Annotated in this window: 24 protein-coding genes; 11 read left to right on the top strand and 13 right to left on the bottom strand. The window is 64.1% G+C overall.

Annotated features, from left to right (window positions below):
- Positions 1-21 precede the first annotated feature (21 nt).
- The 7 genes from ybgF to ybgC form a co-directional block, all read right to left on the bottom strand.
- The gene (gene ybgF / locus UC34_RS08205; RefSeq protein ID WP_044455152.1) at positions 22-765 is read right to left on the bottom strand and encodes a tol-pal system protein YbgF; all 744 of its coding nucleotides are present in this window, start codon (positions 763-765) and stop codon (positions 22-24) included.
- 10 nt (positions 766-775) lie between these two features.
- The gene (locus UC34_RS08210; protein ID WP_044455153.1) at positions 776-1,276 is read right to left on the bottom strand and encodes an OmpA family protein; all 501 of its coding nucleotides are present in this window, start codon (positions 1,274-1,276) and stop codon (positions 776-778) included.
- Positions 1,277-1,306: 30 nt separating this feature from the next.
- Entirely contained in the window at positions 1,307-2,599 is a 1,293-nt protein-coding gene (gene tolB, locus UC34_RS08215) for a Tol-Pal system beta propeller repeat protein TolB (protein WP_044455154.1), read from the bottom strand.
- A 101-nt stretch (positions 2,600-2,700) separates the two neighbouring features.
- Positions 2,701-3,771 (bottom strand): cell envelope integrity protein TolA, encoded by a 1,071-nt coding sequence (gene tolA / locus UC34_RS08220; protein ID WP_044455155.1) that lies wholly within the window; start codon positions 3,769-3,771, stop codon positions 2,701-2,703.
- Positions 3,768-4,202, bottom strand: coding sequence for a protein TolR (gene tolR / locus UC34_RS08225; RefSeq protein WP_044455156.1), 435 nt, complete (start codon positions 4,200-4,202; stop codon positions 3,768-3,770). Before tolR ends, tolA begins: the two co-directional genes overlap by 4 nt.
- 21 nt (positions 4,203-4,223) lie before the next feature.
- Positions 4,224-4,898 (bottom strand): protein TolQ, encoded by a 675-nt coding sequence (gene tolQ / locus UC34_RS08230; RefSeq protein WP_044455157.1) that lies wholly within the window; start codon positions 4,896-4,898, stop codon positions 4,224-4,226.
- Positions 4,899-4,937: 39 nt separating this feature from the next.
- Complete coding sequence (ybgC, locus tag UC34_RS08235) at positions 4,938-5,420, bottom strand: tol-pal system-associated acyl-CoA thioesterase (RefSeq protein ID WP_044455158.1); 483 nt, start codon at positions 5,418-5,420, stop codon at positions 4,938-4,940.
- A 347-nt stretch (positions 5,421-5,767) separates the two neighbouring features.
- On the opposite strand from ybgC, the gene UC34_RS08240 reads away from it, so the two are divergent.
- Both UC34_RS08240 and UC34_RS08245 read left to right on the top strand, forming a co-directional pair.
- The gene (locus tag UC34_RS08240; RefSeq protein WP_044455159.1) at positions 5,768-6,616 is read left to right on the top strand and encodes an NAD(P)-dependent oxidoreductase; all 849 of its coding nucleotides are present in this window, start codon (positions 5,768-5,770) and stop codon (positions 6,614-6,616) included.
- Between the two features lie 304 nt (positions 6,617-6,920).
- The gene (locus UC34_RS08245; protein WP_044455160.1) at positions 6,921-7,679 is read left to right on the top strand and encodes an IclR family transcriptional regulator; all 759 of its coding nucleotides are present in this window, start codon (positions 6,921-6,923) and stop codon (positions 7,677-7,679) included.
- Between the two features lie 78 nt (positions 7,680-7,757).
- Here the strand turns inward: UC34_RS08245 and UC34_RS08250 are convergent, their stop codons facing one another.
- From UC34_RS08250 to UC34_RS08270, 5 genes are all read right to left on the bottom strand, one after another.
- Positions 7,758-8,429: an SRPBCC family protein gene (locus UC34_RS08250; protein WP_052810947.1), complete on the bottom strand. Its 672-nt coding sequence runs from the start codon at positions 8,427-8,429 to the stop codon at positions 7,758-7,760.
- Positions 8,398-8,928: a glycine cleavage system transcriptional repressor gene (locus tag UC34_RS08255; protein WP_044455161.1), complete on the bottom strand. Its 531-nt coding sequence runs from the start codon at positions 8,926-8,928 to the stop codon at positions 8,398-8,400. Before UC34_RS08255 ends, UC34_RS08250 begins: the two co-directional genes overlap by 32 nt.
- A gap of 201 nt (positions 8,929-9,129) precedes the next feature.
- Positions 9,130-9,801: a phosphoribosyltransferase gene (locus UC34_RS08260; protein ID WP_237165276.1), complete on the bottom strand. Its 672-nt coding sequence runs from the start codon at positions 9,799-9,801 to the stop codon at positions 9,130-9,132.
- A gap of 161 nt (positions 9,802-9,962) precedes the next feature.
- A complete protein-coding gene (locus UC34_RS08265; protein ID WP_044455162.1) occupies positions 9,963-10,724 on the bottom strand; it encodes a sulfite exporter TauE/SafE family protein in 762 nt (253 codons plus the stop codon).
- Between the two features lie 88 nt (positions 10,725-10,812).
- A complete protein-coding gene (locus tag UC34_RS08270) occupies positions 10,813-11,520 on the bottom strand; it encodes a phosphatase PAP2 family protein (protein ID WP_044455163.1) in 708 nt (235 codons plus the stop codon).
- Between the two features lie 534 nt (positions 11,521-12,054).
- Here UC34_RS08270 and UC34_RS08275 point away from each other — a divergent pair.
- The 9 genes from UC34_RS08275 to UC34_RS08305 all read left to right on the top strand — a co-directional run bounded on the left by UC34_RS08275 (position 12,055) and on the right by UC34_RS08305 (position 20,339).
- Complete coding sequence (locus UC34_RS08275) at positions 12,055-13,686, top strand: restriction endonuclease (RefSeq protein ID WP_044455164.1); 1,632 nt, start codon at positions 12,055-12,057, stop codon at positions 13,684-13,686.
- A gap of 258 nt (positions 13,687-13,944) precedes the next feature.
- Positions 13,945-14,361, top strand: a complete 417-nt coding sequence (locus UC34_RS08280) for a DUF2501 domain-containing protein (protein ID WP_237165322.1) — start codon at positions 13,945-13,947, stop codon at positions 14,359-14,361.
- A gap of 166 nt (positions 14,362-14,527) precedes the next feature.
- Positions 14,528-15,172, top strand: a complete 645-nt coding sequence (locus tag UC34_RS08285; RefSeq protein WP_044455165.1) for an FMN-binding negative transcriptional regulator — start codon at positions 14,528-14,530, stop codon at positions 15,170-15,172.
- A gap of 136 nt (positions 15,173-15,308) precedes the next feature.
- On the top strand, positions 15,309-15,467 hold the full coding sequence (locus tag UC34_RS25345) for a hypothetical protein (protein WP_157123082.1): 159 nt from the start codon (positions 15,309-15,311) through the stop codon (positions 15,465-15,467).
- Between the two features lie 51 nt (positions 15,468-15,518).
- Positions 15,519-16,463 (top strand): DNA/RNA non-specific endonuclease, encoded by a 945-nt coding sequence (locus tag UC34_RS08290; RefSeq protein WP_237165277.1) that lies wholly within the window; start codon positions 15,519-15,521, stop codon positions 16,461-16,463.
- A 64-nt stretch (positions 16,464-16,527) separates the two neighbouring features.
- A complete protein-coding gene (locus UC34_RS08295; protein ID WP_044455166.1) occupies positions 16,528-16,809 on the top strand; it encodes a hypothetical protein in 282 nt (93 codons plus the stop codon).
- Positions 16,810-18,125: 1,316 nt separating this feature from the next.
- Positions 18,126-18,293, top strand: a complete 168-nt coding sequence (locus UC34_RS25350) for a hypothetical protein (RefSeq protein WP_157123084.1) — start codon at positions 18,126-18,128, stop codon at positions 18,291-18,293.
- Positions 18,278-18,649 (top strand): hypothetical protein, encoded by a 372-nt coding sequence (locus UC34_RS08300; RefSeq protein WP_044455167.1) that lies wholly within the window; start codon positions 18,278-18,280, stop codon positions 18,647-18,649. The genes UC34_RS25350 and UC34_RS08300 overlap by 16 nt, the downstream gene beginning before the upstream one ends.
- Before the next feature lie 229 nt (positions 18,650-18,878).
- Positions 18,879-20,339, top strand: coding sequence for a M20 family metallopeptidase (locus tag UC34_RS08305; RefSeq protein ID WP_044455168.1), 1,461 nt, complete (start codon positions 18,879-18,881; stop codon positions 20,337-20,339).
- A 123-nt stretch (positions 20,340-20,462) separates the two neighbouring features.
- Here the strand turns inward: UC34_RS08305 and UC34_RS08310 are convergent, their stop codons facing one another.
- The gene (locus UC34_RS08310) at positions 20,463-21,716 is read right to left on the bottom strand and encodes a hydantoinase/carbamoylase family amidase (protein ID WP_044455169.1); all 1,254 of its coding nucleotides are present in this window, start codon (positions 21,714-21,716) and stop codon (positions 20,463-20,465) included.
- Positions 21,717-21,719: the final 3 nt, after the last annotated feature.

Here is a 21,719-nt window from a genome sequence, read left to right on the forward strand (position 1 = left end):
CGCAATCTCCCGAGGCAGGTCTTACTTCGGATTCGGCCAGCGCTTCTTGGCGTCCGCGGCCGATTGGCTGTTCGGATACTTGGCCAACAGGTCGTTATACGCCTTTTTCGAGACGGCCACTTGCCCGGCCGCTGCAGCATTGCTGGCGATCGCCATCAGCGCTTCGGCAGCCTTGGGGCTATCCGGGTATTTCGTCACGATGCCTTGCAGCGTCGCGGTCGAGCCCTTCAGATCGTTGTTGGCGTACTGCGAATTGCCAAGCCAGAACAACGCTTCAGGCTGATACGGGCTGCCCGGATACTTCGCGGTGAAGGTCCGGAAATCCGTTTGCGCCCCTTTGTAGTCACCCTTGCGGAATTTGTCGAGCGCGGCGTCGAAAACTTCCTTCTCGCCCGGTTGGACGGTGCCGGTGACGCCACCGACGGTCATCTGCTGAGGTTCGAATTTCTTCAACCGGCCATCGAGGTCGGTATAGAAGTCCTTCTGACTCTGTTGCAGGTTGGCAAGCTGGTTTTTCAGATCTTCGTTCTGGCCGCGCTGGTCGGCCAGATCACGTTGCAACTGCTGGATCTGGTTGTTCAAATCCAGCACGTTGCGCGTGAGCCCCTCGATCCGCTGCTTGTCCGAATCCAGACGGCTGCGGATATCGAGGATCGCTTTGCGCGCCTCGTCGTCGTCGAACAATCCGGCATGCGCGAGCGGGCTCAGCACCGAAGTGCCGAGCGTCACCGCGCAAATCATGTTTTTAAGCAAACGAGACGTCATAACGATTCAATCAATAAGCCAGGTCGACGCGACGGTCCTGAGCCCAGGTGGCTTCGTCGGTACCCGTAGCCTTTTCCTTGCCCAGCGACACGGCTTCCATCTGGCTGGCGTTCGCGCCCAGTGCCGTCATCGTCTTCAGAACGGCTTCCGCACGCTTCTGACCCAGCGCCAGGTTGTACTCGCTCGTACCGCGCGGGTCGGTGTTGCCTTGCAGCAGCACGCGACGTTGCGAGTACTTCGTCAGGAAAGCCGAGTGGGCCTGGAGCAGCGGGGTGTACTGCGAATCGACGCTGTACGAATCGAAGCCGAAGTACACGCTGCGCTTGGCGAGCGGGCCGTTCGGGTTATTCAGTTCGTCGGCCGAAGCGTCGACGGGGGCGACGGCGCGGGCGTCGGTCGTGGTTTGACCCTTGTTGGCGTTAGCCTGGTCGTCGAGCTTCACGCCCGACGAGCAAGCGGCCAGCGCGGCCAGCGAAGAGATGGCGAGGATATTACGAAGCAGGGAACTCATATGAGCCTCCGAGTGATGTTGCTGTTGATGTTATTGCATGAAAGGGCCCCAGGAGGGTTCGCGAACTTCCCCTCCCCGAACCTGAAGAATCTGCCGGGTTTGCCCGTCCACCGAGACTGCCGCAAGAACCTTCCGGCCCCCCGACTGCGTTGCATAAAGAATGTACTTGCCGTTCGCGGCAAAACTCGGTGACTCGTCGTGGCTGGTGTCGGTCAGAGCCGTAACATCGCCAGTACTCATATCCTGCACGCACAGCTTGAATCCGCCACCCTGACGCGCGATGAACGCGAGCAACTTGCCGTCGGGACTGATTCGCGGGCTGACGTTGTAACTCCCCTTGAAAGTGACGCGCTGCGCGCCGCCTTCACTCTCGCCACCGGCCGGCATTTTGTAGATTTGCGGACCACCGCCACGATCGCTCGTGAAGAAAATCCATTTGCCGTCCGGGGAATACTGCGGTTCGGTGTCGATCGCGCCGCTGCGCGACAGACGTTTGAGGCCGCCGCCATTGGCGTTGACCTGATAAATCTGCGTGTTGCCGTCGCGCGAGAGCGCCACGGCGAGCTTGCTGCCGTCCGGCGACCATGACGGCGCCGAGTTGTTGCCCTTCTCGTTGGCGAGCACGGCGCGGCGACCGCTGGGCAGATCGTGGATGTACACGACCGGCTTGCGCTTCTCGAACGAGACGTAGGCGACCTTGATGCCGTCCGGCGACCAGGCCGGCGAGATGATCGGCTCACGGCTGTTGAGCGCGACGCGCGCATCCTGACCGTCCGAGTCGGAGATCTGCAACTGATAGTTCGGACCGTTATGCAGCACGTACGACAGACGCGTGGCGAATACGCCGCGATCGCCCAGCAACTTCTGATAGATGTAGTCGGCGATCTTGTGCGCGGTCAGGCGCAGGTTCGCCTGCGAGGAGGTGAGGGCCAGCCCGCCGAGCGGTTGTCCGTTCACGGCGTCGTAAAGACGGAAGCTGACCTGGAAGTTGCCGTTGCCTTGCGGAACGATGGTGCCGGAGACGAACGCATTCGCACCCTTGGCGCGCCAGGTGCCGAGGTCGACCGAATCGTCCACGCCGACGGTGGCGCCGCCCGTGTCGATCTGGTTGAAGCGGCCGCTGTTGCTCAGGTCGGCCTTGACCACGGACACGATGTCCGTCGGTGCGGTGCCCTTGAAGTTCGACACGGCGATCGGGTAGCGGTTACTACCGACGCCAGTGATGTCGACGGTCAGCGGTGTCTGCGCATGGGCGATCGTGCAAGCCGCGGTGAGCCAGGTGGCCACCAGCGCACGCCATGCATATTGACTGGAGATTCGCATGCGTTCGTTTGGTCAGTTACGCGGTGCAAGGGCCATTTTTACCACATTCGAGTGAAAATGGACTCACAACGCTCGGTTTTCGTTCCCGTTTGACAACACCGTCAACCCTTCGGGCTGAAGCGGAGATTGACGCTCGGGGGGGCTTTGCCGTTCGTGTCGCGCGGCAACGGGTCGGATTTGGTGATGGCGGCCTGCACGGCGGCATCCCAGGCGGGGTTGCCGCTGGACTTGACCAGCTGCATCGAAAGTACGCTGCCATCCGGAGCAAGACGCACCGCAACGACGGCCGTGGGGTTGCCATCGGTGTCGCCGCCATAGGCAATATTCGGCTTGACCTTGGCGCGCACCCGGTCGGCGTACCCCGCCGATGCCGTGCCGCCAGCGCCCGAGCCGGTACCGCCCGCCTGCGAGCCCAGACCGTTGCCGGTCGCGCCCGGAGTTCCGCCAGCCATGCCGCGCAACGAGGCCAGACGATCGGCCTTCGCCGCCTCTGCCGCCTTTTGCGCCGCCGCTTCCTTCGCGGCCTTGGCCTTGGCTGCCTTGTCTTCCGCAGCCTTCTTCTCGGCGTCGGCCTTCTTTTGCGCGTCTGCCTGTTGCTGCTTGAGTTGTTCTGCCTTCTTGGCCTCTTCGTCCTTCTGACGCTTCTCGTCGGCCTTCTTCTGATCAGCCAGCTTTTGCTGTCGCGCGGCTTCGTCGGCCGCCGCCTTCTTGCGCGCCAGTTCGGCTGCGGCCTGCTGCTCGGCGAGTTGCTTCTGCTTGAGCGCTTCCTGACGCGCCTTTTCCTGCTGCGCTTCGAGCAGGCGCGCCTGCTCGGCGGCCTGCTGTTCCTGCTTGCGTTTCTTTTGCTGCAGCGCGATATCGGCGTCTTCTTCCGGCGGTGCAGGCGCGGCCACGGCCGGCGGTGCCGGCGTCGGCGGCGGGGTTACGACCTGCGGTGTCGGCTCGGCGACCTCGGACGGGGTCCACAACTCCGCTTCGGAGCCGGCCGGCGAACTGTTCTGCCAGCGCATGCCGTAGAAGAGCAGCGCGAACAGCAGCGCGTGCATGAGCAGCGCGAGCAGGAATGCCCGCCCCGTGCCGCGCTCGGCGTTGCGCGGTCCAATAGGTCGATCGGGACGATCAGGACGATCAGAACGAACGGGGCGGCCCGGCTGGGCGACGGTGCGACTCATTTCTGCTTGACGAGCAGGCCCACGCGCTTCACGCCCTGAGCCTTGAGATCGGACATCACGTTCATGACGATTTCGTACTTCACCGACTTGTCGGCGGCAATGACGACCGGCTGATCCGGATTCGCCGCCTGGCGGCCTTGCAGGAAACCGGTCAGATCGCCGGCGCTCATACGCTGTTCGATGGTGTTCTCACCATCCTTGTAGCGCACCAGCATGCGATTGTCCGCTTCGATATTGACGACCACCGGCGGTGTCTGTTGCTGCGGGCTCGCGTTGGCGACGCTCGGCAGATTGACGATCGACGGCGCGACCAGCGGGGCGGCCACCATAAAGATGACCAGCAGCACCAGCATCACGTCGATGTACGGTACGACGTTGATGTCCGCCATGGCGCGACGGCCGCGGCGAGCGTTGCGCATAGAACCTGCCATGTCTCGGCGCTCCCGGAATGCTTAGTGAATCTGCCGTTGCAGGATGTTGGAGAATTCTTCGATGAAGCTCTCGAAGCGGATCGACAGCCGGTCGATGTCGGTGGCGAAGCGGTTGTAGGCAACCACGGCAGGGATAGCGGCGAACAGACCGATGGCCGTGGCCACCAGCGCTTCCGCGATACCCGGCGCCACATTGGCGAGCGTGGCTTGTTGCACGTTCGAGAGGCCGCGGAATGCGTTCATGATACCCCACACCGTACCGAACAGACCAATGTACGGGCTGACCGAGCCGACCGATGCGAGGAACGGTAAATTGGCTTCGAGGGCGTCCATTTCACGTTGATAGCAGGCGCGCATGGCACGGCGAGCGCCGTCCAGAATCGCATGCGGATCGTTCAGACCTTTCTCGCTCGCCTTGATGTACTCGCGCATGCCCGATTCGAAGATGCGTTCGAGCGAACCCGTCTGATGGCGGTTGTTCAGTGCGCTTTGGTACAACGCCTGAAGGTCGCCGCCGGACCAGAAGTCACGCTCGAAGCGCTCCGTCTGGGTGCGGGCACGGCGGATCGCGAAGATCTTGCGAAAGATATGCGTCCACGAGAGCAGCGAGAGCAGCAGCAGCAAGCCCATGACTGCCTGGGCGAGCACGCTGGCATGCATGACCAGCGAAATGATGGAAAGGTCTTGATCGGGCATGGTGTGGTTATTGACTGACCGGAATTTTTGTCCCTGGCTTCAGGCGGCTGCCGCGCGGGCAGAGGCATTCGCCAGGGTGTTGGCCGCCTTGGCGGCCGATTGCATGGCGTGACGGACGTGCGCGGGAATCTTGCCGGGGCGCAACGTCGCGGCGGCCACGCAGCCGATTTTGATGCTGCCGCGCGCCAACAGTTCGCTGGTGCCGTCCGGCGCGTCGCGCCACGCTTCCTGAAGGAAATCGACCGAGGCGCCGCCGATACGGTCAATGCGGCTTTTCACGACGACGAGGTCGTCGAGCCGGGCCGGGCTCAGATAGTCGACGGCAGTGGCGCGCACAATAAAGATCATTCCAGTATTGCGGGCCAGTTCAAGTTGTTCGATGCCAAGCGAACGGAGCCATTCGGTTCGGGCCCGTTCGAAGAATTTTAAATAGTTGGCGTAGAAGACGACGCCTCCGGCGTCCGTGTCCTCGTAGTAAACGCGAATTGACCAACTGGTATCAAAATCAGCCATGCCGCGCATTGTATCGGAACGGAGCGGTAACGCCAGTCACGGAAACAGAATTTTTCAAACAAGCGTGATACCGATTTGTTTACGAGCGATTATTGCAACCGTTCTGCCGCACCAAAGTGGGGAGAGTGGGCGCTAACGCCCCGTGTGACGGGGGATTGCGCTAGCGTGTGAGCCCGGGCCGTCTCTATAATGATGGCTCGCAAGCCCCCTGTATTTCAGACAAGACCGCCGCGTGCGCACGCCTGCGTCGCGCGCCCTCCGGTCTCTCATAGTGCTCAACCTGCGAGGCCTTTGAATTGACTTCCCCCACAACGCAATCTTCCACCCTTCGCGTCGCCTTCCTCGGGCTCGGCGTGATGGGTTATCCGATGGCGGGTCACCTCCAACGCGCCGGTCATACGGTGACGGTCTATAACCGTACGGCCGCCAAGGCACAGCAATGGGCCAGCGAGTACGGCGGTTCGGCTGCCGCAACGCCTGCGCAGGCGGTGCGCGACGCGGACATCGTGGCCGCCTGCGTGGGCAACGACGACGACCTTCGCAGCATCGTGCTCGGCGAGCATGGGGCGTTCGCGGGCATGAAAGCCGACGCCGTTTTCGTCGACCACACCACGGCCTCGGCCGACGTGGCGCGCGAGCTTTACGCCGCGGCGCGCGAAAAGGGCTTGCATTTCGTCGACGCGCCGGTCTCCGGCGGCGAAGCCGGCGCCAAGAACGGCGTGCTCACGATCATGTGCGGTGGCGACGCCCCGGCATTCGAGCGCGTGCGCGCAACGCTGGGCGCCTATGGCCGCGCGGTGACCCGTATTGGCGAAGCCGGGGCCGGTCAGTTGGCCAAGATGGTCAATCAGATCTGCATTGCCGGTCTCGTACAGGGACTCTCGGAGGCCATCAACTTCGGCCAGCGCGCGGGACTGGATATGCCGCTCGTGCTCGACGTCATCAACAAGGGGGCCGCCGCCAGCTGGCAGATGGACAACCGCGGCCAGACGATGATCGACGGGAAGTTCGACTTCGGCTTCGCCGTGGACTGGATGCGCAAGGATCTGGGACTGTGTCTGGCAGAAGCGCAGCGAAATGGCGTGTCGTTGCCGGTGACCGCGCTCGTCGATCAGTTCTATGGCGACGTTCAGGCACTGGGCGGTTCGCGCTGGGATACGTCCAGCCTGATCCACCGACTGCGCGTGTTGTCGGGCAAAGCGTAAGCGCGGCAAACCCTTGCGCGGCGTCCGATAGCGGACGGACCGGGTTCGGCGCCTGCCTGACCTCTTCCGTCCGCTTTTTGTTGGCCGGGTATCAAATATTCGAAATATCTCCGGGTTTGTCTGCAATCGTCGGAATAGACGATTGGCACTAGAATGCGGAAAACGGGACGTCGCGGCGCGACGGCACTTCGACGTGGCAGCTTGGGAGTGGGCTGGGGCGGTGGCGTGTCGGCGTGACAGAGCAGGGAGACCGCCGCGAGCGATAACGATCCAGAACACAACTCGACCCCGAGATCCAACCGACATGAGCAATCAGTCGAACGCCGCGGCCGTCCGCGCATTTCGTATCCTCGAAATTCTCAGCGCCTCCGGCGCGCCGATGACCCTCGCGGAAATCGTGGGCGCGATCGGCCTGCCGAAGCAGACGGTGCATCGCATCCTCAAGCAACTGGAAGCAGCCTGGCTCGTTTCCCGCGAGGCGGGCAGCCGGCACTATGAGCCGTCGTCGCGCGTGCGCGCCATGGCCGTCAATGCGCTGATGCACGTGGGGCCGGCGGCGGCGCGTCACGCCATTCTTCAGCAACTGGTCGAAAAGCTCGGCGAGACTTGCAACCTGTCGATGCTCTCGGGGGACGACCTCGTCTACCTCGACCGTGTGGAGACCGACTGGTCGCGCCAGCTCAAGCTTTCCCCCGGCTCGCGCGTGCCGCTGCACTGCACGGCAAGCGGCAAGTTACTGCTCGCCTTCCTGCCGAGGGCCCGACGCGAGAAGCTGATCGCGCACCTGCCGTTGCGCCCGCGTGCCGAGAACACCATTACCGATCTGGAAGATCTGCGCGCCGAGTTGGTCGAGACACGCAAGCGTCGGGTCGGGACGAATAACGAGGAGCACGTACCGGGCATGATCGCCGTGGCCGTGCCGGTGATGCTCGACCGCAATCGCGCCTGTGCCGCGATCGCGGTGCAGGCCAGTGCCCAGCATTGCACGCTGGAAACGCTGATGACCTTCCTGCCGGCGCTTCGGAACGCCGCCGAAGCCATGGCGGCGACCTTCAACGAGTAAGCGCCGAGGAGGCAGGGGGATAAATGCCCTCTGTCGTCTTTTTGGCGCTGACCGACGCTCGGCCGGGCTTATCGATCCTTATTGTCCTTTACCGTCGACGCGGCTCCCCGAGGCGCTGGCCGTCTCGGGCATCGCGGGCGTCGCGGACGTCGATGATGCCGACGATGCCGACGGGATGCCCGGCGCCAGCGCTTCGAACACCTGCTCGAGTTGTGTCGCGCCTTGCCTGGCTTCGGCGCGCACGCGCGGTCCGATGAAGACCGGATCGAGAATCAGGAACAGCAAGTTGGGCGTGCGGTACATGAAGTCTCGCTCGAAGCGGGTACCCGTGCCGTCCGGGGTGAGCTTGTAGCGGACTTCGCCCGACGGACGCCGGTTCACTTCTCCCTCGATACGCCATTCGAATGGCGGGTTCGCCTCGATCACTTTCCAGTGAAGAATGCCGTGTCGGCCTGCGAGCCGGAATTCCTCGGCGACTTCCTCGCCGACCTCGAGCGGATGATCGGTCGCCCCCTGGACGGTGAGCGACGCCGGATGCCACTTCGGCCAGTTCGCCGGCGTGGTCGCATAGTCGTACACGACTTGCGGCGGCGCACGTAACGTGACTACGCTCACCACATGCGTCGTGCGCTCGAACGGCAGGGGAAGCAGCGAGAGCAGGGCGACGATGGCCACCGCCCCGAGCAGGAACAGGAAGGCTCGCTTCATCGGTGCGCGCTCACGCACCGGCAGGCGAATCGAGTTCGACATCGACCATCAGGTCGTCGGCAAGACTTTCCAGAACCTCCCGCAGCGACTCGGTGCTCACGCTGGCCGGCACGTGCAGTCGCGCGGTGGCTCGAAAGAGCGTGCCGCCCGACATCGAGCCTTCGACACATTCGGTCGCCAGTTCGTCAATCGAGATGCCCCGCGTGAACAGCATGTGCGAGATTTCCTTGACGATGCCCGGATGATCCTGTCCGACGAGATCGAGCTGCAGCGTGCGGGCTGCCGGATCGGCGGCAGCGCTTTGCGCCCGGGTGACCGAGATTTGCAGACCCTGCGTTTCCAGCCCGTGCATGGCCTGGGTGAGGGCATCGGCCCGATCGTCGGGAACTTGCAGATGGATGATGCCGGCGAACTGGCCGGCGAGATTGGCGAGACGGCTTTCCAGCCAGTTGGCGCCGGCGGCGGTGGCGCGATCGGCGATCGCGTTGACCAGACCCGGGCGATCCGGACCGATCACGTTGAGAATCAGGGACGTCGTCATCACAGGCTCCGTCGAAACTGAGGGGGCAAGAGGCGGCGCAGGCGGCGCGCTCGTCCCCCGGCGTGGTCCGACGTGCGCAGCAGGCTCAAGTGTAGTGCAATCGCGGGGTGCGCCGCTACGGCGGGTAACGCCGGATGTGACGACCGTCGCTCTCGTTCTGTCGTTCTCGTTCTGCGGTCCTCGTTCCGTGCGACCAGTGACTTACCCGGGATCCGCCGCCATCGCGAGCAGCGCGATGACCGTAGCGTCGTCCGTCTGTGCGAAATCGTTGTAGGCCACGCTAACGGCGTAGAAAGGTTGCGGGGTCTGCAGGCAGACGACGGCGTCGGCCAGCGCGTTCAGCCGTTGGATGGCGTCCCGTGCGCCGACCGGCGCGCAAGCCACCAGCGGCGTTGCGCCCAGGCGCCGCATCGCCCGCAATGCCGCCGTCATGGTCGCTCCGGTCGCAATGCCGTCATCGACCACGACGACCGGTCGTCCCGCGACATGCGGCGCGCCGCGCCCCGGCGTATAGGCCTGACGCCGTTGCTGGATCAGCGCGCGCTGCCGCGCGGTTTCGTGCGAGAGGTAAGTGCCGGTCGCGCCTAGCGACAGCGCGTGATCGGCGAGGAAGATGCCGCCGAACTCGTCGACCGCGCCCACGGCGAGCTCGGCGTGATGAGGCGCGCGCAGCTTGTGCGCGAGCAGGACGTCGAGCGTGCCGTTCAACTGACGGGCGATGGGCATGGCGACGGGCACGCCACCGCGCGGGATGGCGAGCACCAGCGGCGGTGCGCAACGAGAGAGCGCCTCGTGTGCGGCAAGCGCTTCGGCCAGTGCGTGGCCTGCGGCGGCACGATCGAGAAAAGACGCAGCGGCAGGCATGTCAGGCATGGTGAGCGTGCGGTGGCAAGTCCGACGAGTCAGTTAGGGGAATCCATCCGGTTCCGCTATCGTAACGCCGCAGCCTCACGCGCGTTTGCGGCGCTGCGCGATGCCGTCAGGCCCGGCGGCCCCTCCTCGCCTGCTTTGCCCCGGATGTCTCGCCACCGATCTCATCGGACAAGCAACTCCGGCACCGTTCCGACCAGCAGCGTGACGCCGGAGCAGGCCAGCAGCGCAAGCACCATGCGGCGAAACGCGTGATCCGAGAGAAATCTGTACGCCCATGCGCCGATCAGCGTCGGCACGATCATCGACGGCACGGCGATCGCAAACACGTGCAGCGTTTGCACGGTGATCACGCCATGCACGGCATAAAGCGTAACGGTAAGGGTGTGCATGACGATGAAGAAGATCTGCATGACGGCGCGCTGCGTGTCCTTGTCCCAGCCGCGTAGCGTGCACCACAGCGTCGGGGCTACGCCGACGAGCCCGCCGATGCCGCCCATGACCCCGCCGACGAAGCCCACGATGCCGTCGGCCGTACGTCCACCGTGTTGAATCCGCGGCAGGCGTGCCGCGAGCAGGAGGACCGTGCAGTAGATGACGAGGATCGCCCCGATGCCCGCGCGAAACCACACAGGGTCCAGGTAGCGCAGGATCCACACGCCTACGGGCACGCCGACCAGTCCGCAGAGCACGAACGGCGCCAGACGATCGAGCGGCGCCGCGCGACGCGCCGCGCGCAGCGCCAGCAACTGGCCGACGAGCGAGCAGAAGGCGGCCAGCGGGCCGGCGAGCGTTGGCGGCAGCGACCAGGCCCAGAAGGAGAGGGCCACCAGGCTGAAGGCGAAGCCGGACAGGCCTTGTACGAAGCCGGCAACGCAGGCGCCGACAATGAGGGGGACGAGATGAAGCGAAGGATCGACGGTCATGGTTTATTGTTTTCCGCCGACATTATGCTGTGATCCCGCATCGAGATGAATCGGGCCGCGTTCCCGATGGCGTGCCTGGTGCGGCGAACTATGCCCCGAGCGTCTGTGTCCCTGGCTGCCACCGCTGCCATGCCGCAACGACCATCGTGCCCGCGACGATGCCGAGCGCCGCGCCCGCCAGCGCATCGCTGGTCCAGTGATACGCGGACGCGAGCTGCCCGAAGGCGGTCAGGGCAATGGCGATTGCGCACGGCAGACGAAGTGCGCGGTGACGTAGCGCTAGCACGGTCGTGAAGGCAAGCATCACGGTGAGGTGTCCGGACGGGAACGACGCGAACGCCTGGTCGCCGCCGCCAAAGAGCCGGAACTCGAATACGCCGTCGCGCAGATACGACGGATTGTCACGGATCCACGTGGCAGGCCACGTTCGGCCGAATACGAACTTCAGCGCCTGTTTGGCCAGACTGCCGACGCCGACCGCCCCGGCAGCCAGCCACAGTGTGATTGCCCACGCCGGCAGCTTGCGACGCCAAAGCAGCGCGACGCCAAGGAGGACAAACGCTGGCCATGCCAGAACGAACAGCGGCGCGGGCAGTTCGGCGACGTGCTGGATCCATGGCGTGCCTTGCGTGTGCGCATGTGCGAAGTCCGCGACCGGGCGGTCGACCCACGCAATGCATGCGACGGCGATCAGCAGGCAGCCCAGTGCGCTCCAAAGCGCGGTGCGCAGGCAGGGGACGGCGGTTGGCGTGTCGGGCGGCGTTGCCGGTCCGGTGCTGGGGGCAAGTGGGGTCATGAATCGATGTCGGGGGGGCGGGATAACGGGATAACGGGATAACGAGGGTACCGGAATAGTGGAATAACGCAATGACGGACCGGGGGACATTCGGTGAGACGATGTCATGGTAGTCGCCATTGGCGACAATCGGACGGCCGCGCACAATCTTCGGGGCATTCACGCAGCGTTGAGCGTGGTTGAGTGGCTTATGCGTCAGTAGCGACGCGCACGCCCTCCACGTGCGCATGGGTGCTTGCCCGGCCTTACGTCGCCTGTCACGCCGTCGCCCGTACCGCGCCGCGCGTGCCTCCGCCACAGGCAAGCGTGCTTCGGCGCGATGGCGATTTGATGACGGTCATGGCCGCCACGTTGTCGATGTGCCATGCTCCGAAGTCTCGACGACGTCTTGAGACGCAAAGATTTTTTGCGGCAAAGCGGCGCAACGTCCTACAATCGTCCCCTACGTAATTGCCGTAGATTGGCCGTAAGGGTGGTAAGCGTCACAAACGTCGGTCGACAAAACAAAATCAAAATTTGCATGCGGGGGCAGGAGTGATCCGGGGATTCGAGAGCATCATCGATCGACTGGCGCGTGAGTTCTGGCGCGCCGCGCACACGCGTGAACAGCAACACGCCCAATCGCAGGTACGCTCGCTGGCGGAAGTCCGGGCGCTGGATCAGGCGCACCGCGCGTGGGAAGGCGCCCCTGCAGGCGACGCCGCCGCGAGCGAGCGCTTGCATCTGGCGTGGCGTCAGGCAGAAGCCGCCGCCGAAGGGGCGCGGGCCCGATTCGAGGTGGCGCGATTGTCCCGCTTGCTTGCCGACGGTCTGACCCGCGACCTGCGCATCCCGCCGGCGGACCTGCGCGCTCGCAGCACGCCGCCCGTGCTCGACACCCGGCATCTTCCGAAGATTCTGCCCAAGCCCGAGTGGGAGACTTTTGCCCCCGAGAAACCGGGACGTCTGGCGCTGGCGATGCCGGGCGCGTCCGGACGCTATGAGCAGGCCGTCGCCAAGGCGCGCAGCGAATTCGTGCATGCCGAGCGTGAGTACGAAGCGTCGAAGATCCGGCGAACGCAAGGGTCGATGATTCTGCAGATCGCACAGCAAAAGGCCACGGAAGCCGCGCGTATCGAGAGCGCGCAACACAATGCGGCAGTGGCGGACTTCGAGGGCGCGCTGCTGCGCGGCGAAGCGGCCGCCATCACGCGCTATGCCCGCATCGTGCTCAGCCGCAGTCCATATCCGACGGCCTTCGAGCAAACGCTGGCGGCGCACTACGTCGAAAACCACAAGCTGCTCGCAATCGGCTACGACGTGCCAACGCTCGACGCGGCAGTTCCCGTCGCCTTCGAATATCGCTACAACGCCGCGCAAGCCGCCATGCAGGGCGTGCCCGCCGATGACGCCACGCGTGCCCGAGTCTACGCCGACGCGCTTCGCCAGATCGTGCTGCGCTCGCTTCATGAGCTGTTCGCGGCCGATCCGTTGCGTCATGTGAGCGCCATCGTGTTCAACGTCTACGCTCGGGCGGGCGACGAGCGCGTGTGTCTCGCAAGCGTGCATGTGGCGCGTGCCGACTTCGCCGCGCTCGTGCTGACCGAGGGCGATGCCGCGACGCATCTTGCCGCGCTCGGCGCACGCGTGTCGGCGCGTCCCGAAGCCCTGGAGCCCGTCGCGCCGGTCGCCGGTGTGGACATGACGCAAGTCGTCACGGACGCCGATGTCGCCGTGGATCGGCGTTTCAACCTGATGACGCTCAGCGACAAGGATTTCACGCAGGTGATGTTCCACCTGCTGCGCTCGCATGGCTTCGAAGGGCCCCCGCTGCTGCCGGGCGATCAGGAAGGCATGCTTACCTGTCGGGCGTGGGATCCGCATCCGATTTTCGGCGGCGACGTCGTTGTCCACATCTTCCGTGTCATGGACCGCGCCGCAAGACTGGACATGGCCGCGGTGCGTGCGGTGCTCTCCGAGATGCAGCAGATCGGTGCGGCGCGCGGCATGCTGATTACGACCGGTGAGTTCGGCGAGGGCGTGGAGGAGTTTGCGCGCGATCGCCGGATCGAATTGCTCGCCGGGCATCATCTGGTCTTCCTGCTCAAGGAGAACGCCGGCGTCGATGCCAGTGTCGTCGTGCCGGACACGACGGGCACCGCCGATACCGTGGCTGTCATGTCGTGAAGGCTGTGCCGGGGCAAGGCGGTGAGTGATACGTCATGTGGGGCCTGCTATAGTGCTCCGACCTGACCCCACGTCATTCACATCACGGAGGAACGTATGTCCCGACGCATGGAATGCAAGGCACACAACGCACACCAGGCACACCAGGCACACAAGGCCACGGCGGCTGACGCAGCGAAGCGGGCGCGAGCAGGTTTCAGGGGATGGGCGAGCCGAGGTGCGGCGAGCGTCGCGTTGCTGCTGGCCGTCGTCGCCCCGATGCAGGCACACGCCCAACTGGATCTGCTGAAAAATGCCGTGGGTAGTGGTAGCGGCAGCGTCGGCGGTGGCGATTCGGGCGGTTTGGCGGGAAGCCTCGGTGGTCTTGCCTCGTCCGGCTCGCTCGCGTCGAGCAGTATCGGCAACGCGACCGGGGTGCTTCAGTTCTGCATCAAGAACAACTATCTGAGTGGCGCCAATCTGAGTTCGGCGACCGACGTCAAGGACAAGCTCCTTGGCAAGATCGGGACACAGTCCGGTTCGGCCGCTGCCAGCCCCGGCTATCTTGACGGCGTGAAAGGCATGCTGTCGTCGCCCGACGGCAAGACCGTGGATCTGAACGGCGGCGGCTTCAAGGAACAGCTCACGCGCAAGGTCTGCGACAAGGTGCTAGATCAGGCCAAGTCGTTTCTCTGAGCCGACAGTCACAGATCCGACAGTCACAGATGAGCGGGAGGCGGGGCACCGCTTTCCCAATGTCGTGGCATCAAGAAAATCATCGATATTGGGTCTTTGCCGGGAGCCACGCGCGGACGTACGCTGTGCGTCGTTCCTTCCTCGCCGCTTTCGTCCGGAGTCATCGATGTATCAGCCCGCCGCCTTTACCGAAGATCGTCCCGAAGTGCTGCACGATCTGATTCGTTCCCACCCGCTCGGCCTGCTCGTGAGCGCTGGCCCGGCGGGGCTGGTGGCCGACGCCATTCCGTTTCTGATGTACGCCGACGAGGGAGAGTTCGGTACGCTTCGCGGACATCTGGCGCGCGCCAATCCGCATGGCGCTGCGCTGCGCGACGTCGACGATTGCCTGATCGCCTTTACCGGACCGCAGGGGTACATCACGCCGTCGTGGTACGCCGCAAAGGCCGAGCACGGCAAGGTCGTGCCCACCTGGAACTACGCCGCCGTGCATGTGTGGGGCAAGCCGCGCGTGATCGACGACGCGGCGTGGTTGCGCCGCCTCGTCGGTGAGCTTACGCAATCGCAGGAGCACGGGCGCGCCGCGCCGTGGGCCGTCGAGGACGCCCCGGCGGACTACGTGGACAGCATGCTGCGCGCCATTGTCGGTGTGGAGATTCCGATTCGCCGCATCGAAGGCAAGTTCAAGATGTCACAGAACCGGCCGATGCCCGATCGCGTTGGCGTCGTGAACGGTCTGCATGCCGAAGGGCCGCACAGCGACGCGCTGGCGGCGCTCGTTGCCAGTCGGGGAGACGTGCCGACAGCCTGAGCGCCCCGATCATCTCGATCACGGCGATCGCGCCTCACGCTTGGCCGGTAACGAAACGAAACACTTTTGCGGGGCGCGAGGCGCTCGCACGCCATTGTCCCCGCATACAATGCGGCAACCCAACTCGGATGCCGCAATGAAAACGCTGCTCCTCATGCTCGCCCTGATGCTGTGCCTGCTCTTTCTCGGGCAGGCGTGGATGCCGAGCGTGCAGGCGGACGAATGCGACAACCTCGGTCCGGCCCAGACATTGCAATGCGCCGCGTACGGCGCCGGGAACGTCGTCCCCGAATAGCCGTTCATCCGCTACAATCGCACCCCCTTAGGTCTTACCCAAAGCAGTGCGATGAAGCAGTCTCGATGGACGGTCACCGCAGTGCGCGCAAGCCGTTTGCGCGCGATGGCCGGGCAGTTGGCGATCCCCCTTCCTCTTTCCCTTTCTCTCATTTCTCTTTGCCTGTCCGCCGTCTCGGCCGTGGCGTTTTCGCAGGACACGTCTGCGGCGACCACCGCGTGTGGCGAGCACTATTGGTCCGGCACGGCACCCGACATCGCCAACGGCGCCATGACCCGCACCGCGCGCGAGGTGTGCTTCAGTGCATTCGGCGTCATGCACTCGGGGGTGACACGCACACCGCTGTGGTCCGCCGAGCACCTCACGCGATCCGGCCTGAGCGATGCACGCCAGATCTCACGGGTCAACAACTTCCACGCCGAATCGCGGCTTCCCGCGAGCGAGCGCGCCGAATTGCGTGACTACGTACGTTCGGGCTACGACCGCGGCCACATGGCGCCATCGGCCGACATGCCGGACCCGCAGGCGCAGTCGGAGAGTTTTTCGCTCTCGAACATGGTCCCGCAGAACAGCGAGAACAACCGATTTTTGTGGGCAGGCATCGAGTCGAGCGTGCGCAAGCTGGCGCAGGACCGCGGCGAACTCTTCGTCATCACCGGGCCGCTCTTCAAGGGCAAGACGATCACGCAGGTTGGCGACCGGGTGATGGTGCCGACACAGCTTTTCAAGGTCGTCTACGATCCGAAGCGCAAGCAGGCGGGCGCCTATCTTGTCGCGAACGAGGCGACAGGCGACTATGCCGTGGTGAGCGTGGCCGAGCTTGAAAAACTCGCTGGCATCGATTTCTTTCCGGGCATGCCCGCGAGCGTGAAGCAAACGGCAATGTCGCTGCCCAAGCCGAAGGCGGCGGGCGGCAAACGCAAGCGCGATCAGGACGTGCCGACGTATCGCGAAGTGCAGACGGTGCTCGACTTCTTGCGTACGATCATTCGCTAAGCGTATCCGGTCACTACCCGATTCAACCCCAAACGACTGCTTTCCCCCGATTCAGGAGTCCCGAATGTCGAACTTGTCTTCCGCCGACGTCAAATTCACGCCGTTCGCCAACGATACCGAAGCGCTGACCCTCGGTGAGTTGAACGTCGAAAACCACACCGACCACGTGGCGATCTTCGGCAATGTGGCGTTCCGGCGCGACGCCGAAGGGCTGCGTCAGGCGCAGGCGCTCAAGGAAGTCCTCGATGCGGTTGTGGCGGCGCTCTCGGGGGGCGATTTGCCCGCGCATGCCGAAACGCCGACGGGCACGACGGTAAAACAAGTCAAGAACCCCTTCGAATCCTGAGCGTCCGGCAGAGCAAAGGGGCGGGGGTATGGGCGGGCGTAGGGGCGGCGCATGCCGTGCCGCACCCCCGGAATTACCCCAGATTTGTCGCTTATTTGAAAAATCGATGTTGCATTGCACGAAACGCCTTCGGGGCGGCGTCGCAGCCCCGAGGATTGCTTGAGCACCCCATCGCGGGTCACGCCATTGCCTGCGACATGCGCCTGCCTGTCGCCGGTGCCAAAAACCGGCGGTTCTACGGTTCATGCGGGTTGCGCGACAACTTGTCGCACCTGCGACATTCTGTCGCATTGACATGCTCCGCCAAAAAACTCGAATCGCGTCACGGTGACGGTATTGGGAGATACATTTCCCGGTCCCGAAAACCACACGGATCAGGCGTTTTCCTTGTGGCGACGCAGCACGGATAAGGGGTTTACCGTTGCCGGACAAAGCGCATACTAGCCCTGCGTCTCGTTGATTCCGATAGCGAGAATCGATGACCGGCAAGGCTACGAACACTAAACAACGCGAGGTAACTTATGCACATCCGTTGGAAAAAAGTGTATTCGAGTGGTTGGGGAACGATTCATCACGATGCACCCCGTTCCCAGCGCAGCGCAACTGAGCGCGAGCAGCTTTTTCAACGCCTGTTGGCAATAGCGATCGCCTGTAGCGTCGGCGGTTTCGTCCTGCTGTCAGTAGGTGCGGCCTTCCTGGGACGCTAAAGCCTCAAGTCTTTCCTCCGTCCTCCTTCCTTTTCGTGCGCGGCGCCGCCTCCGGCGGAATGCCGCGCTACGTTGCCTTGCACCGGCCTTTCATCTTTTGCCGCCGATCATTGCGTGCACCGAACGATCGTGTGCGCCGTTACGCCCCTTGCAACGACTGACGCCACGCCACTCCGAGCGACTTGCCGTCCGCTTTCAATCGCTCGATTCAATCGCTTGTACATCTCCCATTTGAAACGTTTTGTTACAGATGCGGGCGCCCCGCCGTAAAAGTGTTACGGCACAATTTCAGCGACGCGGCACTATTCCCGTTTAAAGGGGCTTCGCGATTTGCGCTAACGCACGCTTTGCGCGGAGATAACCTTCGTGGATGACGATGGTCGTCCGTGGTTTTGGCGTCGCATTCTACGAGTTCACGCTATTGCAATTCCGGAAGAATAGTGCGATCTTGAAGCGACGGTGCGATGTCGGAATTTCGGGAAGTTTTCGGGTGTATCACACGACGGACGGTGCCCGGATTTATCCGAATTGTCTTGCGCCTCAAAACTTTCGATAAAGAAGAAAAGAACAAGTTGTGCGGGCCGGTTTGATTGATTGATGAGGTGCGCCATGGAAATTCGCTGGGAAAAGCTTTACTCGGGCGGATTGGGTCGTTTTTACGACACTTCGGAATCCAGCCGCCGCCGGGCGCGGCGTGCGCAGTTGGCGTGGTTCGGCGTGGTCATTTCCATTGGCGTCGTCATTGGCGCCATTGCCATTGCATGGCGCTGGATCTGATGGCTGCGTCCACCACGCGTCGTTCGGGGATTTCAGGCTTGCTGGTGCTTCTCGCCTTCGCGGTGAGCGGGCCAGCGCATGCGCAGACATCGGCGATGCCCACGGAGCCGGTCGACACCGGCGGGCAACCGTGCGGAGCGATTCGCGCTCTGCCGGCCAACGTCACCGACTACCGGTATGAAGTGACGAACCGGTGTGAGCGCCCCGTGACCTTCTACTGGCGCTGTAACGCCGCCGACACAGAGCATTCGGTCGATGTGCCCGCCAAGGGCCAGCAATCGGCGACGTGCACGAAGGCAAGCGGCGCGGCCGGTGAAATCGTGTTCCGCTTCGGGCCGCCGGGCGCCGGTAGCTGAGCCATTCTCTCCCCGATCGATGTTGGCGATGCGCTGTGCCGACGCACAGCGGTGTCGACGTTTTGCGCTTGCACTTCCACGTGCCGTAGGGCCGACCGGTCGCCACGGCCTGACGGAAATGGCTATCATGACGCCATATCGCCATACCGGCGCGCATCCTGTCGCAGCCATCCGACACCATCGGAAACTATCCGAATCCGCCCCCAGAACATTTGCCGAGGTCTTCCCCATGAACGACACCGTCACCCCGACTCAGCCGACGCTCGACACTGCGGCATTGCGTGAGTTCGTCGAGCGCAAGTGGAACGACGAAATCCTGCACGCGTTGACCGACTACATCGCCGTGCCTGCCAAGAGCCCTGGCTTCGATGCCGACTGGGCGCGCAACGGTTACATCGACCGCGTGGTGCGCGACGCTGCGCAGTGGGCGGAGCGTCAGCCGGTCAAGGGACTGAAGCTGGAAGTGATTCGACTGGCAGGGCGCACGCCGGTGATTTTCTTCGAAGCGCCCGCCACGCGCTCGGGCAGTACCGACACGATCGTGCTCTACGGGCACCTAGACAAGCAGCCTGAATTCGACGGCTGGCGCAAGGATCTTGGCCCGTGGACGCCCAAGTTCGAAGACGGCAAGCTCTACGGCCGCGGCGGTGCCGACGACGGTTACGCCATCTATTCGAGCGTGACGGCGCTTGCCGCGCTCGACGCGCAGGGCGTGGAGCGTCCGCGCTGTGTGGGCCTCATCGAGACCTGCGAAGAGTCGGGCAGCTACGATCTGCTGCCCTATGTCGATGCGTTGCGTGAGCGCCTTGGCCGTGTCGGCCTGGTCGTCTGTCTGGACTCGGGCGCAGGGAATTACGACCAGCTTTGGCTTACGACGTCGTTGCGGGGCCTGATCTCCGGCAGTCTGGAAGTCCAGGTGCTCGACGAGGGCATTCACTCCGGTGGCTATGGCGGTATCGCGCCGTCGAGCTTTCGCATCATGCGCCAACTGTTCGAGCGTCTGGAAGACGCCGGTAGCGGCACCGTGCTGCCGAAGGGATTCCACAGCCCGATCCCGCTGCAACGACTGAAGGAAGCCGAGGCGACCGCGCAGATTCTCGGCGACGATGTGTGGAAGAAAATGCCGTGGGCCTGCGGTCAGGACGGCCTGTCGGTATTGCCGACCACGACCGATCCGAAAGAAGCGCTGCTCAACTCGACGTGGCGTCCGTCGCTGTCGGTGACGGGAGCGGCGGGCCTTCCGGCGCTGGCCGATGCCGGCAACGTGTTGCGTCCGCGCACCGCGTTCAAGCTCTCGCTGCGTCTGCCGCCGCTCATCGACGCCGCGCAGGCCGTGCAAGAGCTCAAGGCATTGCTCGAAGTCGATCCGCCATACAACGCGAAGGTGACATTCAAGTCCGACGCCGGTGCCGCATCGGGCTGGAATGCGCCGGATGTCGCGCCGTGGCTCACGTCGGCGCTGAACACGGCGTCGCAACGCCATTACGGCGCCGATGTGGCCTACATCGGGCAGGGCGGCACGATCCCGTTGATGAACACGCTGCAAGCGGGTTTCCCGACGGCGCAGTTCATGGTGTGCGGCGTGCTCGGACCGAAGTCGAATGCACACGGACCGAACGAGTTCCTGCATGTGCCTTACGCGAAAAAACTGACGGCGGCCGTCGCGGAGGTTATCTCGCTGGCCCCTTGAGACGCAGAGCATCCCACCTGCGCCACGTCAGCTTCTCAGGCATTACCGTGGGGAACGGACCGCCACAGTGCGGTCCGTTTTACGTTGGTGTCGGGATGAAGCCGGGTTGGACCGTCCCGACGCTCACAACCGATGCGTCGCCGCCTCCATCACTTGCACGCCCAGCATGAAGTCGTTCAGGTCCATGCGCTCGGCCGGGTTGTGTGATCCGTTGGCGTTGCGGACGAACACCATGCCGCTGGGAATGCCGGCGTTGGCGAAGATCGCGGCGTCGTGTCCCGCACCGCTTGGCACACGCTCCTGCGGCAGGTCCAGCGCGCGGCATACGTCCTCCAGGATCGACGAGACATGCTTGTCCATGACCGCGGGGGCCGACGCCAGCCGACGGTCGAAGACGAACGTCACGCCACGGTCACGCTCGATGGCGCGGCACTCGGTGCGCATCAGTTCGTAGAAGACGTCGAGCGTGTCGGCGCTCTGGCTACGCACCTCCAGACTGAAATCGACCTTGCCCGGAATGCGCGAGATTGCATGCTCTGCGGGATCGGTGCCCACGATACCCGTAGTCACGACCATGTCGATGCCGCGCTCGAGCAGCGCACGCCAGTGTTCGTCCAACCGCGTGATCAGATCGGCCACGGCGAACATCGCATCGTGACGCAACCATCGCGGCACGGCACCCGAGTGCCCGGCTTCCCCGACGCACGATACGCGGTTATGACGCACGTTGCCGCGAATGCCCGGCACGATGGCCACAGGCATGTCGCGCGCCATCATCACCGGTCCCTGTTCGATATGCAGTTCGAGCCAGGCCTTCGCCCGCGAGGCGTCGAATAGGATCTCACCGGCACGAATCGCCTCGATATCGGCTCCGGCCCGCGCCATGCATTCGCCGAGCGGTCGGGCGTGCGTGCGATGCGCCATGGCGAGATCGGCGTCGCTCAGTTTGCCGAATAGCGCACTCGATCCCATGTACGCACGGCCAAACCACGCGCTTTCTTCGCCGCGCAGGGCGAGCACGCGAACCGGCGTGGCGCTCGGACGCCCGCTGCGCCGTTGTTCGACGAGGCACAGCAGCCCGGCGACGATGCCCGCGAGGCCATCGTAGTTGCCGCCCTGCGGCACGGAGTCGAGATGCGAGCCGATCCATGTGGCGGGGGCGGTGGCGTCGTCGTCGGGCAGGGTGAAGATGAGATTGGCCGCACGGTCGCGCGCGACCGACAGTCCCTGGTGACCTGCCCATTCCGTCAGATAGGCCGCTGCGGCGTTCTCGCCGTCGCCATAGCTGTCGCGGGTGATGCCGACGCCGTCGCTGCCCAGACGGCGCAGGTCGGTAAAGAGTTGCTCGGCCAGCGGGGCCAGCGCATTCGGTTCCATGTG

This window comes from Pandoraea vervacti (assembly GCF_000934605.2).
Classification (GTDB): Bacteria; Pseudomonadota; Gammaproteobacteria; order Burkholderiales; family Burkholderiaceae; genus Pandoraea; species Pandoraea vervacti.